At 36.0% G+C, this 15,525-nt stretch carries 15 protein-coding genes; 9 read left to right on the top strand and 6 right to left on the bottom strand.

The features are described from left to right. Positions 1 to 234 precede the first annotated feature (234 nt). A complete protein-coding gene (locus ABES03_RS15700) occupies positions 235 to 846 on the bottom strand; it encodes a LysE/ArgO family amino acid transporter (protein ID WP_430118336.1) in 612 nt (203 codons plus the stop codon). A gap of 79 nt (positions 847 to 925) precedes the next feature. Between ABES03_RS15700 and ABES03_RS15695 the strand changes: the two genes are divergently transcribed. Continuing rightward, a complete protein-coding gene (locus ABES03_RS15695; protein ID WP_430118334.1) occupies positions 926 to 1,438 on the top strand; it encodes a CBO0543 family protein in 513 nt (170 codons plus the stop codon). A 157-nt stretch (positions 1,439 to 1,595) separates the two neighbouring features. On the opposite strand, the gene ABES03_RS15690 is transcribed toward ABES03_RS15695, so the two are convergent. Then, positions 1,596 to 4,199 (bottom strand): S8 family peptidase, encoded by a 2,604-nt coding sequence (locus ABES03_RS15690; RefSeq protein WP_430118332.1) that lies wholly within the window; start codon positions 4,197 to 4,199, stop codon positions 1,596 to 1,598. A 353-nt stretch (positions 4,200 to 4,552) separates the two neighbouring features. Then, positions 4,553 to 4,996, bottom strand: a complete 444-nt coding sequence (locus tag ABES03_RS15685; RefSeq protein WP_430118330.1) for a GNAT family N-acetyltransferase — start codon at positions 4,994 to 4,996, stop codon at positions 4,553 to 4,555. 101 nt (positions 4,997 to 5,097) lie between these two features. Here ABES03_RS15685 and ABES03_RS15680 point away from each other — a divergent pair, with 101 nt between their 5' ends. Further along, positions 5,098 to 5,448: a hypothetical protein gene (locus ABES03_RS15680; protein ID WP_430118328.1), complete on the top strand. Its 351-nt coding sequence runs from the start codon at positions 5,098 to 5,100 to the stop codon at positions 5,446 to 5,448. Here the strand turns inward: ABES03_RS15680 and ABES03_RS15675 are convergent. Together ABES03_RS15675 and ABES03_RS15670 are read right to left on the bottom strand one after the other, a co-directional pair. Further along, a complete protein-coding gene (locus tag ABES03_RS15675; protein ID WP_430118326.1) occupies positions 5,445 to 6,074 on the bottom strand; it encodes a TVP38/TMEM64 family protein in 630 nt (209 codons plus the stop codon). The genes ABES03_RS15680 and ABES03_RS15675 overlap by 4 nt on opposite strands. A gap of 144 nt (positions 6,075 to 6,218) precedes the next feature. Further along, positions 6,219 to 6,992, bottom strand: coding sequence for a LysM peptidoglycan-binding domain-containing protein (locus ABES03_RS15670; protein WP_430118324.1), 774 nt, complete (start codon positions 6,990 to 6,992; stop codon positions 6,219 to 6,221). A gap of 295 nt (positions 6,993 to 7,287) precedes the next feature. Between ABES03_RS15670 and ABES03_RS15665 the strand changes: the two genes are divergently transcribed. From ABES03_RS15665 to corA, 3 genes are all read left to right on the top strand, one after another. Further along, entirely contained in the window at positions 7,288 to 8,442 is a 1,155-nt protein-coding gene (locus tag ABES03_RS15665; RefSeq protein ID WP_430118340.1) for a TIGR04053 family radical SAM/SPASM domain-containing protein, read from the top strand. 97 nt (positions 8,443 to 8,539) lie between these two features. Next, a complete protein-coding gene (locus tag ABES03_RS15660; protein WP_430118322.1) occupies positions 8,540 to 9,868 on the top strand; it encodes a hypothetical protein in 1,329 nt (442 codons plus the stop codon). A gap of 66 nt (positions 9,869 to 9,934) precedes the next feature. Beyond that, positions 9,935 to 10,885, top strand: a complete 951-nt coding sequence (gene corA, locus ABES03_RS15655) for a magnesium/cobalt transporter CorA (RefSeq protein WP_430118320.1) — start codon at positions 9,935 to 9,937, stop codon at positions 10,883 to 10,885. Positions 10,886 to 10,938: 53 nt separating this feature from the next. On the opposite strand, the gene ABES03_RS15650 is transcribed toward corA, so the two are convergent. Then, entirely contained in the window at positions 10,939 to 11,250 is a 312-nt protein-coding gene (locus ABES03_RS15650) for a hypothetical protein (protein ID WP_430118318.1), read from the bottom strand. 203 nt (positions 11,251 to 11,453) lie between these two features. Here ABES03_RS15650 and ABES03_RS15645 point away from each other — a divergent pair, with 203 nt between their 5' ends. From ABES03_RS15645 to dltB, 4 genes are all read left to right on the top strand, one after another. Further along, entirely contained in the window at positions 11,454 to 12,503 is a 1,050-nt protein-coding gene (locus ABES03_RS15645; protein WP_430118316.1) for a M42 family metallopeptidase, read from the top strand. A 165-nt stretch (positions 12,504 to 12,668) separates the two neighbouring features. Further along, a complete protein-coding gene (dltX, locus tag ABES03_RS15640) occupies positions 12,669 to 12,818 on the top strand; it encodes a teichoic acid D-Ala incorporation-associated protein DltX (protein WP_430118314.1) in 150 nt (49 codons plus the stop codon). Between the two features lie 17 nt (positions 12,819 to 12,835). Then, on the top strand, positions 12,836 to 14,353 hold the full coding sequence (dltA, locus tag ABES03_RS15635) for a D-alanine--poly(phosphoribitol) ligase subunit DltA (protein ID WP_430118312.1): 1,518 nt from the start codon (positions 12,836 to 12,838) through the stop codon (positions 14,351 to 14,353). Beyond that, positions 14,350 to 15,516 (top strand): D-alanyl-lipoteichoic acid biosynthesis protein DltB, encoded by a 1,167-nt coding sequence (gene dltB / locus ABES03_RS15630; RefSeq protein WP_430118309.1) that lies wholly within the window; start codon positions 14,350 to 14,352, stop codon positions 15,514 to 15,516. Before dltA ends, dltB begins: the two co-directional genes overlap by 4 nt. Positions 15,517 to 15,525 lie beyond the last annotated feature (9 nt).

Raw genomic sequence — 15,525 nt, 5'->3', positions numbered from 1 at the left:
ATCAAGAATAGTATCGTTTCCAAATCCTACCCTCCTTTTTTAATTGGGCTTTGTTAAAATGGCTGTTGATTTCCGCTCCAGGCGCTTCGCTTTCCGTGGGCGTTTCGGCGAGCCTCCTCGGCGCTTGCGCCTGCGGGGTCTCCCCTGAACCGTACTCCCACAGGAGTCTTCGCGCCTTCCGCTCCAATCAACAGGGTATAAAAATTAACACTGTTCTTTAACACAGCCTTATTTTTAATAGTTTAATGAAAAGATAAGATAAATGGCTGTTCCCCACATAATTAATGCTGATAGTTTATTTAATACAAGAATAAATCTTCCAGACTGGTCAAGCTTTCCAACCATTCTTCCTGCAAGGGAGAGTCCAAAAAACCACATCCACGATACAAAAATACAGGACAACATGAAGGCTAGCTTTGCCGCCCCTGAATAGGACAAGGAACTAGTCCCAATTACTCCGATGGTATCCATAATGGCATGAGGGTTTAATAATGAAACTGAAGCCGCAAAGACAAACTGCTTACGTGGTGAAAAACTTTGATTGGTTGTTTCTACTGTATGTGCTTTGCTTTTCCAGGTGGTATACCCCATGTAAATTAAAAAAATAATACCAATGAGGAGGAGCGTCACCTTAATCCATGCTACACCTAAGACAACTGCTGAGACCCCAAAGACAGCTAAGGAAATCAAAAGCGTATCACAAAGGGAAGCAGTTAACACAACAGGGAGAACGTAGACCCACCTTGGCTGCAAAGCCCCCTGATTAAAAACAAACACATTCTGAACTCCTAATGGCAGAATGAGTCCAAATGCCAAAATGAAGCCATGAAATATTGCACTAAACATTTACTCTCTCCTATAAAAAATGGAATACATACATTTTTAATTTTTTGGTTAACATAAATACTAAAAAAGGATTTTGCCTGTGTATCTTGTTATTGTAATCGTTGTATACATTATTTTCGCTAAAATTTTCGTAGACTGGAAGCGTTGGAAAGAGTTTTATCCAACTATTCAGTATTTTATCATATGTAACTTGGCTTATAACTTTATTTTTTTCAACCATACTCTTTGGGAATATAAAGCGGTAACTGTCAAATGGTTGAATCATACGTTCATTGAATTGGTCTTTTCATTTTTCGTTATTCCTGTGGTGATTATGATTTATCTGCAGTACTTTCCAAAAGGGAGAAAAGGGATTCTCTATATTGCGGTTTGGATTGCTTATTTTTCATTATTAGAACTCTTGTTTTACAAAAGAGGCTTATTTCTTTATGAAAATGATTGGGGTCTTATGTGGTCAACTATTTTTAATACCATCATGTTTATCATTTTACGAATACACCATAAAAAGCCGTTGGCTGCCATGTTGTGTTCCATTCCGATTATTGCCATCTTACTATACTTTTTTCACCCGTTGTATCAAGAACTAAAATAACGTTGAGGACGTGAGAAAGTGACCGAATCTATACTCTCGCTTCCACCTTTCTTGCTACTGCTGTTTTCAGTATATATTGCCATGGCTATTTTTTTGATTAGAAATAAAAAATAAGGGCCGCCTCTGAAAAGCAGTTAGCAGGCAGCCCGTAGCAAGTTTATTTCTTCAATTTTATAATGAAAACATCTCTGTCCCCACCAACACCATAGCTTTCTTTAAACCCATTTACAAATGATTTTGTATTTCCAGCAAGAATAAATCCATCTTTTGTTTCTTGAATGTCTGAAGCAAAGTCACTTAATTCTGCACCAAATGTTTTTTCAAAGATGGTATCACCTTTGTCATTGAATTTTAGAACATAGGCATCTTTATTAAACTCCCCTTTTTCCATTGAACCAGCTAAAATGTAATTTCCATCTGAAGTTGCCTTAACAGATAAGGCTTCTTCGTAGGTTAAATTCCCTCCAAAGTTCTTTTCCCAAATGGCATTTCCTTTTGAATCAATTTTTGAGTAATAAATAGAGGGAATATAGTTTACTATATATCCTTCATTTATTGGATGCATTTTTGAACCAATTAATATATAGCCACCATCTTTACTTAGTTCAATATCATTAATGGTTTCATTTATTAAGTTACCTTCACCATACATCTTTTCCCACTCTTTCTCCCCGTTCATTTTAACCTTGAACACATAATAATCTAACTTATGACCAGTTTCCCCATTTGAGTAGGTACTTCCTCCAACAATAAGCCCTCCATCAGGGGTGCTCTTAACAACTGATGCACTGTCATTTGCTTTACCGCCATAGCTCTTCTCATATATAAGATTTCCACTTAAATCAGTCTTTAATAAATAAGCATCCCCATTCCTTGAACCCGCAATAATATAACCATCCTTTAATACTGCTAAGGATTTTCCAAAATGAGTTTCATTTTTTCCTCCAAAAACTTTCTTCCATTGAACTGCCCCGTCTGAAGCTAATTTATATAAGACAATATTTATATATGTCCCATCTTCCTGTCTATTAGTATTATAGTTAAGAAGGAGGAACCCCCCATCACTTGTAGGTTTTAGATCAGTCGGTACATCATCACCTAATTCCCCCATTGTTTTTCTCCATTCTACTCTTCCATCTGCATAAGTTTTTATTAGATACAATTCTGTTTCAGGTCCTTTTACATAGGAATCTGTACCACCATAGATTAAGTAACCGCCATCTTTGGTTTGTACTATTTTTTCAGCGCCATCTAGCCCAAGCCCGCCATAGTTTTTCTGCCAATCTACCATTGGATCAAGTTTTTGAGGCTTTCTTGGTGCTTGAACCATACCATTCCCGTAATAGATGTCTTTTCCTGGAGTTCCAAGTTCTTCACTGGTATCTTTAATTTTTTGTGCCACTTTGTCAGGCCCTATTTTTCCCTGTTGTGAAATGATTAGTGCAGCTACTGCAGATACCTTTGGTGTTGCCATTGAGGTTCCAGCCATAAAGGAATAGGAATTATCTAGAGAGGAACTAAAGTTTAAGTCCTCATACCACGACCAGTCCGGATAACGCTCTCCATCGCCACCAGGTGCTGTTATATCTACATATCCTGCACCATAATTGGAATAGGATGCTTTAATATCATCTGGGCCGGTAGCGGCAACGGTAATGACTCCTGGTAAGGAACCAGGTACTTCAAAGCCTGCCCCGACAAATTTGTAGCCTTGTGGTCCAAGCTCGGTATTCAGAAACTCGGTAACTTCCTTTTTATTTGTAGCATTAATATGATCATTCCCTGCTGCAGCAACCACCGTTACACCATGATCTACAGCATACTTAATTGCCCTCTTATACAGCTTCATATCAGCCACTTCATTTCCAAGCTTATAGGTTATTCCTGTTGCAGGATCAGTCCATAATATTTGACCGGCTGCATCATAGCCTCCAAGGCTCATTGAAATAACATCTACGTGATCATTTGTGGCTGCCATTATAGCACTTACGATTGTAGTAGTGGCTGCACCACCTTTAGCTCCAAAAACACGGTAGGATTTAAAGCCTACTTCAGGTGCTACACCTAGAATTTGTCCATTACCAGCAATAGTTCCCGCTACATGGGTCCCATGGCCATTTCGATCTTCAAAATCAGTTGAAATACCTGTTTCAGTAAGATCCTTTCCATCTATACCACCAGCTGGGACAAAATTTTTCCCACCTAATAGATTCTTTTTTAAATCTGGGTGTTCTTTCACTACACCTGTATCAATAATCCCGACAACCACGTTGTGGTTCCCCTTTTCAGTCTGATAACTATCCCCAAAGTGGGTTACCCTTTTAATATCCCATTGAAAAATGTGGTGTAATAGTGGGAAATCGTCTGGGAAAGGACTGCCAGGATCATGCTCTATTCCTTCTTCCAATGGCTTTCCTTTTTCCAATAATGGCTTTAAGTGCTTTGACTCATCATATTTCACCACTTTACTTTTCTCTAAAGTATGAATGATAGTAGGTGATACTGATTGAACAGTAGATTCCATCTGCAAAGCAGTAATTAAATCTGCAGAGCCGTGTACCTGTATTGCCCCCAACTCAGGAAATTCAGAGACAATGACTGCATTCTTTTTCTTAAGTTTTTCAATGATTTCAACAGGTATTTTTTGATTTTTAAAGAGAACAGTAAGATTAATAGATGATGGGGACTTTCCCTGTGCGAATGCAGGAATGGTGCTTAATAATAGCAACATGGATAGTACTAGAAAAAATGTTTTTTTCATTTATGCCTCCGGAAACTATTCTTAGGCTATGCTCGGCTCAAATTCTTTGTCACATTAAAGCGAAAAATCTCTGCACCTATCCTCCTTCTCTATTAAAAAGCTACACAATTACTTTATTTTCTAGGAATGAATGTAATGCTAAATTGCCTTCTCTAAAATTCATCATTTATCAACATTTTTCCCCATCCACAAATTAAGAAAAGGATTCTATCAAAAATTACATTATTCTTAAATAATAAAAAGATATTTTCTTTTAAGTATTTAAAACAAAAAAATCCATTTTTAAAAAATGGATTAGTGTTATATTAGTTATTTGTCTTAAAAATCATGGTTACTATAGTTATATTTACCTCTTATTTTTTCCTTTCCATAAAGATTTCTGGGTTATTAATCTCCTGGAATCCATATTGTGCATACAAACCATGAGCATCGTTGGTACATAACAGCATTTTACCAACATGTTTAAGGTCTGAATGCTCCGTTACAACCTCCATCAACCATTTTGAAAGCCCTTTTCCCCGATATTCTTTCAAAACAAACACATCCATTATATAAGCAAAACGAACAAAATCCGTGGCAGCACGGACAAAGCCTATCTGAGCAGATTTTTCAAATCTTGGGTCACCTTTATAAAGTCCAAAACAAATGGAGGAATGCTCAATCGACTTTACCACTGATTCAATGGTAATACCTTTGGCCCAATACGATTCATCACTCAAAAATTTGTGAATGACATAGATATCTAGATATTGTTTTTGCGTACTGATAGTAAAACCATTGTTACTCCATGTAGACATGTTATCATCACCTTTCTACACATATAATTGTGAAATAAGTATACTTCTCACTCAAGCTGTCAATAACATTACCAAGTAAAGTATACGAGAGGTGGAAATGAATGAAAGGAATTTATTTTGTTAATAATCGAATTTGTATCAATGAACTATCAAAAGAAGAAAGTATTGCCCTCCAGGAACAATCCATTAGAAATTTCATGAAAGAACATAATATTCAAAATACAAAACTCAATCCTTACCAAATAAATGAGTATTATACGGTACCACATGCGCTTTTATATGATCTCAAAAAGCATCAACACAGTTTTGATTGTTTAATACATTACTCATTACAAGCAATGGAGGATTTTATTTATACATACCCTGCAAAATGGCTGATCTTAAAGAGTTTTTTTAAAGAAGTCATCATTGTTGAAAAGCAAAATGATCTAACAATCCAAAAAGTTATCTAATCAATAGATTTTTTCGCTGATTTACGATAAACAAACAAAAAGTTAACCAATAGAATAAAAAGTAAGTATAGTCCATATAAACCAAATGAAAAAAGCTTATTACTGTTAAATGCAGCGCCTGCAAAGGATAAAATAAGAGTGTTAGGAATTTTTCCAATGGCTGATGCAATAAAAAATGGAAGCCAATGGACCTGACTCAGTCCGCAAATAATGGTAATAACAGGTGCAGGAATAATAGGAATCAATCGACTGGTTAAGATCGCAAGAAAGGAATTTCTCAACAGGAATTCCTCGTATTCTTTTACTTTTTGGTACTTTTCGAGCTGTTTTTGTGCTACATCCCTAAACCCATATCTGCTCAAGTAAAAAAGAACAAAAGTACCAGCCATTGCTCCAGATAAAGATATCACTGTACCCATAGTAGCTCCAAAGACTGCTCCAATCCCCCCTGCTAAAATCGGATACGGAATGACCGGAAAGAACACACAAATTGCCACCAATAGCATACTAATCAAAACAGAAAGAGTTCCACCTTGTTTTACGACTAGAAACAGCTCATCCTTCTGAATGTAACCAAAGACGATAATTAATAGAAAAATACAGATACTACTAATTTTTTTTACCATTAATTACTCCATTCTTTATATTTACGTCATTTCTACTTTCATCATACTATATTTGTCATAATAATTCTTAAAGGAACAATTATCTGATTCTTTATAATACAAATAAGTCTTTTATCAGTTGATAAAAGACTTTTCACGATTCTATTAAAATGCTGTTCTAGCACCAAGATATCTTGGTTTCCAATAAGAATTTGTCATATCAGCAATCGAAACACCTGAAGACCCCGCTTGGATGAATTTATTATCCCCTAAATAAATTCCCACATGTGTGGGACCAGGTGCATATGTCTCATAAAACACAAGATCTCCAGGCATTGGGGTACTAATCACTGTTAAATCAGACCATTGTGTTGCGGCTGTTCTTGGAATGGTTATCCCAACTTTATTAAACACATAACTAGTATATCCACTGCAGTCGAAACCTGCCGGCGTCATGCCGCCCCATAAATACGGTGTACCGATATATTTTTTGGCTTCAGAAATAACCAAATCTGCTTTAGACACAGTAATTTCAGGGTTTGGTTCCGATATAGGTGGCAGGGAAACCTTTAATACTTGGCCGATATAGATTGTATCTGAAGTTAAGTTATTAATAGATTTCAGCTGAGCGATTGATAGATGAAAGCGGGTACTTATGCCCCATAGAGAGTCACCTCTCTGGACTGTATAGGTGGTTGTGGTTGTTTCATGGCTATGTGGTGCCAATAATGAGAGTTTCTGATTTACATAGATTGTATCACTAGTAAGTTGATTCCAAGCTTTTATATCTGCTACCGATACTTGATTACTTTGCGAGATTTTCCAGAGGGTATCACCCGATTGTACGGTATAAATATTTTCATGTGCACTTGCATTTCCACCAAAAGAAGTTAACAAGATGCCGGCAGTTGTGACTACTGTCAGTAGATGTTTTTTCATGGATGGCTGCTCTCCCTTAAGTTGTTTTGCCTCTCTATCATAAAGGAGAATAAGATTGGTTTAAATCCCAAAGATATGGTTTACATGGAAGGAAATACACCTATTGGAAAAATCATCATTTTTTTCCAAAGAATAAACAAACAAAGGTAATGTAGAAATATTGTAACAAACCTTTCATCCACGGTGAGATATCAAAACTATAATTAACCTATAGAAACACTTTTTATGTTTTATAAAATAATTATGAATCTTGGTGATGAAGATGCAAGGAATTGGAAAAGGACACCCGCATGGGATGGGACATCCTCATGGACATGGAATGCAGAATGGTATTGATTATGACGAAAACCCTTTTATTGTTATTTGGGAAGTAACAAGAGCTTGTCAGCTTAAGTGTGTTCATTGTCGGGCAGATGCACAGCTTACACCAGACCCAAGGGAGTTGTCTCACGAGGAAGGAATCCATTTAATTGATCAAATATATGAAATGGATAATCCTATGCTTGTGTTCACAGGCGGTGACTGTATGATGCGAGAGGATTTATTCGAACTTGCTGATTATGCAGTAAAAAAAGGAATGCGTGTATCCATGACACCAAGTGCAACGGCTAATGTAACCAAAGAGAAAATGGAGCGTGCAAAGGAAGTCGGGCTATCACGTTGGGGCTTTAGTCTTGATGGGCCAACACCTGAAATACATGATCATTTCAGGGGAACTCCTGGTTCTTTCGATTTAACTGTCGAAAAAATTAAATATCTAAACGAATTAAACATGCCATTGCAAATCAATACTGTAATCTCCCGTTACAACTATGATTCACTTGAACAAATGTCAAAATTAGTAGCTGAGCTTGGTGCAGTTATGTGGTACATATTCTTACTAGTACCAACTGGAAGAGGTCAAATGGATGCTTGTATTTCTCCAGCTGAGCATGAAAAAGTTTTCCGCTGGCTATATGAATTAAGTAAAACTGCTCCATATGATATCAAAACAACCGCTGCACAGCACTATCGAAGAGTCGTCTTGCAGCAAAAAACCCGTGATCAATTAATTGAAAAAGGTGAAATCCATTACGAAGATTCAATTACCACTGATTTTGCCTCTATGCATGATGGATTAAAGCGTGCGCCGAAGGGTGTGAATGATGGAAATGGCTTTGCGTTTGTTTCTCATATTGGAGATGTCATGCCTAGTGGACTACTTCCTATTGTAGGTGGAAATATTCGCGAAACACCACTGGCTGAAATATATCGAGAATCAAAAGTATTTAAAGAATTGCGCCAACCTGATAATTATAAGGGTAAGTGTGGAGTTTGTGAGTATAATAAGATTTGCGGCGGATCTCGCTCTAGAACCTATGCTGTAACAGGTGATTATATGGAAAGTGAGCCATTCTGCGTTTACATTCCACAATCCATGCGAAATAAAGAGACAACTCCAATGGCATAATCCCGAGGCATTCCATATAATGGAATGCCTTTTTGCATATCTGTCTACTGGTTAAGTTTCATTCTTTTTGGGTAACTTGTTTTTAGGAATCTTTAATTTGAAAGGATCAATTTCCATGCAGCACACCGATTTGAAAGAAAAGCAAGTATCTAAAGCCCTTTTTCAATTCATCTTCCCCATTTCATGGAAGGCCGGTAGTAGTCAACACTTGATTGACTACTTACAAACCCATCATTTTACGTCGTTTCAATTAAATGATTTAAAAAAAGAAACGGCCTATTATGGCAGTTACAATGTTTCCCATAGTGAATTGGAATCTTTTTTCCTTCCTATGACGAATACGATTCTATTCCCAAAAACTACTCAGCAAAAAGGACTCCACAGGTACTCTAAAAATCTCAACCTTAATGCGTCTATGAACGTTTTGACTACACAAACCCCTTTTCAGATTCACTCAGTTGATGTTTTTATTTGTCCCTATGAACTTGGTTTTATAACGATTCGAGCTGAAATAAACCATTTACCTTATTCTCAAGTACTTGAATTTGCTAATTATTTTCGATTTCTTGTTTCCACTACTAATGTTAAGCAAACAACTGAAATTTCATTTAACCAGAATACGTACTCAACTGTTGGAGATTTCGTGTTCTCTACTTTAGTTCCACCATTACAGAAATTTTTGTGTAAGAAAACAGATTCACTGCTGACGCCTAATAAAATGTATGTTCATTCGTTTGTTTCTTTTCAGGAGGAAGAAGTTAGAGTTCCTATGACTTTTGATGAACTAAGCTTTTCAATTTTTTCAAATGACAAGCAAATCGAGAATACTATGTTAATCAGCCAATATTATGGACCATACTATTATTCAGTAATTATAAATCTTTTTCATCAATTGGTCTTTTTAAAAATTGCTAAAACGTATTCGGAAATAAACATTGATGAGGCAACCAACGAGTTTGAGCGGCTCAATTATATGATCAACTCTTTTACCTCTAATTACTTTTTCAATGTGTTTCCTGCACAAACCAAAGGTCAAGAACTCTTTAAGCAATTAAGAAATAGTTTTCAAATAGACCATTTATACACTAATACAAAAGAAACTCTTTTTAGCCTCTTTAAATATGAAGAAAATATCATTACCAAAAGAGACAGCTTATTACTGTTAGTCTTAACCCTATATACAGTTGTTTGTGGCATATTCAGTATGAATCTCTTTACCCATGATCTAAAAGGTACTATCCACTGGGATCATTTCAAATCCTATAATCCCTTCGAATACTTTGCTGTTTTTATTGTATTTAGTGGAATCATTACTATCCTTTATCTTGGACTGCAAAGTCTATATCAAGGATTGCAGAAGCGGAAAAGCCGTCAAAGGTGGGTTCGAGAAAGTGTCTTACTATATAAAAAATATAAACTTTATTGATTATTGCTGTTTTTTGAAGGCCTATCCTTTATATTGTAGGTAGTATGTTATCAATAAGGAGAATGTATGATTAGAAACATTGCAGTAACCAATAGCTATGAAATTGTAAGAGACATTGACATCTCTCAACTCGTCAACGGAGATTATCAGTGGTATTGGATAGATTTTCATGAACCAACAAATGAAGAAATCGAGTTCCTAAGGACCCCTCTTTGTTTCCATCCACTTGCCATTGAAGATTGTATTCATCAATTGCAAAGACCAAAGCTAGACTATTATGAAAACTATACTTTTTTTGTCACCCAAGCATTAAATCAACTAACCATCACGAAGGAAGAGGTTGATATCTTTCTTAGTGAAAGATATGTAATTACCTTTCATCACAACCCATCCACTGAAATTGATGAGGTATGGAGAAGGTTAACTCTTTCAACAAGCATTGAGAAATGGGACCCTTCCCATGTTTTATATTATATACTTGATAAAATGGTCGATAACTATTTTCCACTCGTCTATCAAATTGAAGATATGTTAAATGAAATTGATGAGAATTCGAAAAAAAGAACAATGGAAGAATTATTAGAAGTGTTATTTGATACAAGACACCATCTTCTTTCTTTAAGGCATACCATTACACCTATGCGGGATCTTATATATAGAATCTTAAACTCTCAGAGGGTGACTTATATAAGAGGAAGAAACGAATACTTTTCAGATATTCATGACCATTTGCTAAAATTAACAGAAATGATTGAAGCCAATCGAGAATTAACAACAGATATTCGTGATAGCTATATTTCAATTAATTCTCATCAGACGAACCATGTCATGAAGGTCCTAACCGTTATAACAACAATTTTCATGCCGCTAACTTTTATTGCTGGCTTGTACGGCATGAATTTCCACTATATGCCCGAATTAACTTGGAAATACGGCTATTTTGCCACCCTCATTGTAATGGTACTCGTGGGAATTGGAATGTCCATTTGGTTTAATAAGAAGGGATGGTTTAAATAAATACCATCCAAACAAAAAAGCGAGCGACTTTTGTACAGTCGTTCGCTTTTTTACTATTTCCACTCTTCATATGCCACGGTTCCACCGGTTAAGTCGATGGTATTTCGTTCTCCTTTATAATAGGTCTTTCCATTTTTTTCATAAATTAAATTGTCATACGTATACACCTTTTGACCGTTTGGCAGCTCTATTACGACCTTCTGCCCTAAATTCTCTGATGGTGCTTCTATTTTTATCGTCCTTTGATCATAATAGTGAAAGACAGTAAATCCCGCCGCGAAGATAATTCCTATTAGTATGAATAAGAATAGACCCTTCCAAGAAAATTGCTTTAGCTTATGGTTATACAGTTCAACTCTGGTCAACTTTTTCTCCTCCGTAAATTTGCCTAGTCGAATAAATTATTACATTTATACCCACTTTTTCATTTCCTAACTCCTAAGGTAAAAATGAATACATGTTACTCTATGCAACCACTTAAAAAATATTGCCTTCATAATGGGATTAAATACATCATTTTCTAAATTTATGTATAATAAGAATGAAGATTCTGAAAGGAGCAAGAGCAATGACAAATACATATACAGAGGACACATTACATTTAATCAAAGAGCTAGTTTCTATCCCAAGTCCCTCTGGTAATACAAATGAAGTGATTACCTTTGTTGAAAAATTTCTTGCCGAGTTACAAATAACCACCTATAGAAACCGCAAAGGCGGTCTAATTGCTACAATTAACGGCAAAGATTCCAGCAAGCATCGTATGCTTACAGCACATGTTGACACACTAGGTGCGATGGTAAAGGAAATTAAATCAAATGGGAGATTAAAAATTGATTTAATCGGAGGATTTAAATATAACTCGATAGAAGGCGAATACTGCCAAATAGAAACAAGTGGCGGTAAGAAATTTACTGGTACTATTTTAATGCATCAAACATCAGTACATGTGTATAAGGATGCTGGAAAAGCAGAACGAAATCAGGATAATATAGAAATTCGTATTGATGAAAAGGTCACGAATGCGGAGGAAGCACGTGCTCTTGGAATTGAGGTTGGTGACTTCGTCTCATTTGATCCACGTGTAGAAATAACTCCAAGCGGATATATTAAATCTCGCCATTTGGATGATAAAGCAAGTGTTGGCATTCTTCTTCAATTAATCAAGCAAATTAAAAAAGAGAACTTAACCCTACCGTATACCACTCATTTTCTCATCTCAAATAATGAGGAGATCGGATACGGAGGTAACTCGAATATTACACCTGAAACGGTAGAATACTTAGCAGTGGATATGGGAGCTATGGGAGACGGACAATCAACCGATGAATATACCGTTTCCATATGTGTGAAGGATGCAAGCGGTCCTTATCATTATGAAATGAGAAAAAACTTAGTTCGTCTTGCACAGGAAAATAATATTGGATACAAACTAGATATTTATCCGTATTATGGGTCAGATGCATCAGCTGCGATCCGGTCTGGTCATGATATTGTCCATGGCTTAATTGGTCCTGGAATTGATTCATCTCACGCATTTGAACGTACACATCAATCATCCATTGAAAATACAGCTAAGCTTCTCTACCATTATGTTCAATCAGACTTAGTTCTTTAAAATGGTTAAATGAAAGGCCAAGTGTTCACCACTTGGCCTTTTTTCTATTGAATTTTAAAATTAAATAATGAAAAATTAATTGTTTCCTCATCTTATTTTAATGTTTAAAAAGTCAATTCGCATTATGATAAGTAAGTTCAAATTTTTCAATGGGGTTGAACTACCATGTTAAATAAATTTAAAGGGATCTTTTCAAATCAAAAGCTTAAATGGTTTGGACGCTTTGTTTATTATTTTCTAATTCTACTTTTATTATTTTTCATGTATGGATTTAATGACGCAAGCGCCGGCACCTATATTTACAATGATTTTTAATAGGAGGCAGTTCTACCATGAAACTATTACATCACATTAGAAACATTGCACATATACAGCCAAACACTATTGCTTATATCACACCCAACCAGGAAATGACCTATGGAGAGCTTTGGGATCAATCTGAAAGGATTGCTGCCTTCATAATAAAACAAAAAATAGAAAAGCATTTACCAATCCTAATATACGGTCATATGGATGTATCCTTAGTGGTCTCATTTTTGGGAAGTGTAAAAGCAGGGCATCCCTATATCCCGGTGGACATATCCATCCCAACTGAAAGAATTAATCATATCATCACAAGTGCGAAACCAGGGTTAATCATCAATACAACAAATCAACTATTACCTTTTAATGACTGCAATGTCAGAACTATAGCATTTAAACAGATCCTGGTTGACCTACCCGCATCAGGGCCAGTAGATTCATCGAATTGGGTTCAAGGAAACGATAATTTTTATATCATTTACACATCAGGGAGTACGGGAACTCCTAAAGGTGTTCAAATATCCGTTAATAACTTACAAAGCTTTATAGATTGGATGGTTGAGGATTTTCCCATTCATGGACAGTTACGATTCTTAAATCAAGCACCCTATTCCTTTGATCTTTCTGTAATGGACCTGTATCCTGCTCTTATGACTGGAGGAACACTTTTTGCCATTACAAAAGAATTGATTGAAAAACCAAAGTTCCTTTTTGAGGAATTGCGACGCTCGAATGCTCAAGTCTGGACATCTACACCTTCTTTTGCACAAATGTGTCTGATGGATCCATCTTTTAATGAAGAGCTTCTTCCCGAGCTTTCAGTTTTTTTATTTTGCGGAGAAGTGCTCCCTAATGGAATCTGTCAGCAACTAATGACGCGTTTTCCGCGTGCCAAATGTTTTAACACGTACGGACCGACTGAAGCGACTGTAGCTGTCACATCCATTGAGATATCCGACGAAATAATGAAGGACTGTCCTACACTTCCTATTGGGAAGCCAAAGCAAGATACGCAGATTTTACTTCTGGATGAGAATGGCAACCCTGTGTCTACCGGTGAAAAAGGAGAAATAATTATTGTTGGGCCAGGAGTCAGCAAGGGATATTTGGGTCAACCAGAGCTAACTGATATAGCATTTTTCACCTATAAGGGTGAACGAGCATATCGAACGGGTGATGCTGGATTTATGGATTCTGAGGGCCATCTTTTTTATCAAGGGCGTATGGATTTTCAAATTAAACTTCACGGCTATCGGATGGAATTGGAAGACATCGAATATCAGCTCTCACAATCACCATTTGTCCAGTCAGCACTTGTTATTCCGATAGATTTTGGGGGAAAGATTGAGTACTTACTAGCAGCCGTCATCCCGGCAAAAAACACTTTTGAAAAAGAATACCAGTTAACAAGTGCCATTAAAAAAGATTTGAGCAGAACGATTCCTGCTTATATGATTCCAAGGAAATTTACTTATTTTAATGAACTTCCAATGACGGCAAATGGAAAAATGGATCGAAAAAGAATAAAGGAACTGGTTTTGCTATGACACCCTATGGCTCCTTTACTTTCTTTTTCATAGTAGCCATCCTTTTGGCACCCACAATCGTACTAGGGTTACTAGGAAAAAGATTTTATCATTATAATTTGCTAGCGACACTTATTAGTTTAAGTATTATTTTTGCATCCAATTTACAAGGCGTCATTGCATTAGTCTTATTTACCATTTGGCAGGTTGTGTTAATTAACGGGTATATTAAATATCGAAGTAAGGCAAATGGAAGCACTATTTTTTATGTTGCAGTGGTCCTTTCTATCCTTCCGTTAGTCTTGTCAAAGATGCTACCTTATTTTTCACAAGTAAATTGGATCGGCTTTCTCGGTATTTCTTATTTAACGTTTAAAGGCATCCAGATCATTATGGAAACAAGGGATGGTTTAATTAAAAAGGCCCCTCCCCTATTCCAGTTGCTATATTTTATTCTATTTTTCCCGACAATTTCGTCTGGTCCCATCGATAGATATCGCCGTTTTGAGAAAGATATTCAAAGGACGATAACAAGAGAGGAATATAGAATCCTATTATACGAAGGGATCAATAAGATTTTCTTAGGTTTTTTATATAAATATATTATTGGATATGCTATTAACCACTTTTTTATCGCCAATCTAAGATTCATTGCACATAGTCAGTTTCAGCATCATCTTTACTATATGTATGCGTATAGCTTTTATCTCTTTTTTGATTTTGCAGGCTACAGTGCATTTGCCATTGGTGTTAGTTATTTGATGGGAATAAAATCTCCTGAAAACTTTAATAAACCCTTTATGAGTCAAAATATCAAAGACTTTTGGAATCGTTGGCATCTTAGCCTATCATTTTGGTTCAGAGATTACGTCTATATGCGCTTTGTTTTTTGGATGACAAAGAAAAAGTGGATCAAAAACCGAAATGTTATCTCCAACCTCGGTTATGTCCTTTTATTCCTACTCATGGGGCTCTGGCACGGTCTTGAAATGCAATATATCCTTTATGGAATTTATCATGCGTTGCTAATGGTCTTGTACAATTCTTTCGAACGGTTTAATAAAAAGCATAAATGGTGGCCGCAAAATAAATTTACTCAAGTAATTGCCATTGTTATTACCTTCCACTTTGTATGCTTTGGTTTTTATCTTTTTTCAGGAGAACTATTTAAAGAAGGAGTCTAATTAAAATGA

Source organism: Neobacillus rhizosphaerae (assembly GCF_050477885.1).
Lineage (GTDB): Bacteria > Bacillota > Bacilli > Bacillales > Cytobacillaceae > Neobacillus > Neobacillus rhizosphaerae_A.
This window is presented reverse-complemented; position numbering and strand designations above follow the sequence as displayed.

What these genes read in the sequence shown, in the direction of transcription:
- ABES03_RS15675 (WP_430118326.1), bottom strand. Translation starts at nt 6,074, where the DNA reads ATGGTAAAAAAAATTAGTAGTATCTGTATTTTTCTATTAATTATCGTC.
- ABES03_RS15690 (WP_430118332.1), bottom strand. Translation starts at nt 4,199, where the DNA reads ATGAAAAAAACATTTTTTCTAGTACTATCCATGTTGCTATTATTAAGC.
- ABES03_RS15645 (WP_430118316.1), top strand. Translation starts at nt 11,454, where the DNA reads ATGACAAATACATATACAGAGGACACATTACATTTAATCAAAGAGCTA.
- ABES03_RS15685 (WP_430118330.1), bottom strand. Translation starts at nt 4,996, where the DNA reads ATGTCTACATGGAGTAACAATGGTTTTACTATCAGTACGCAAAAACAA.
- ABES03_RS15670 (WP_430118324.1), bottom strand. Translation starts at nt 6,992, where the DNA reads ATGAAAAAACATCTACTGACAGTAGTCACAACTGCCGGCATCTTGTTA.
- dltX (WP_430118314.1), top strand. Translation starts at nt 12,669, where the DNA reads ATGTTAAATAAATTTAAAGGGATCTTTTCAAATCAAAAGCTTAAATGG.
- ABES03_RS15700 (WP_430118336.1), bottom strand. Translation starts at nt 846, where the DNA reads ATGTTTAGTGCAATATTTCATGGCTTCATTTTGGCATTTGGACTCATT.
- ABES03_RS15665 (WP_430118340.1), top strand. Translation starts at nt 7,288, where the DNA reads ATGGGACATCCTCATGGACATGGAATGCAGAATGGTATTGATTATGAC.
- corA (WP_430118320.1), top strand. Translation starts at nt 9,935, where the DNA reads ATGATTAGAAACATTGCAGTAACCAATAGCTATGAAATTGTAAGAGAC.
- dltA (WP_430118312.1), top strand. Translation starts at nt 12,836, where the DNA reads ATGAAACTATTACATCACATTAGAAACATTGCACATATACAGCCAAAC.
- ABES03_RS15680 (WP_430118328.1), top strand. Translation starts at nt 5,098, where the DNA reads ATGAAAGGAATTTATTTTGTTAATAATCGAATTTGTATCAATGAACTA.
- dltB (WP_430118309.1), top strand. Translation starts at nt 14,350, where the DNA reads ATGACACCCTATGGCTCCTTTACTTTCTTTTTCATAGTAGCCATCCTT.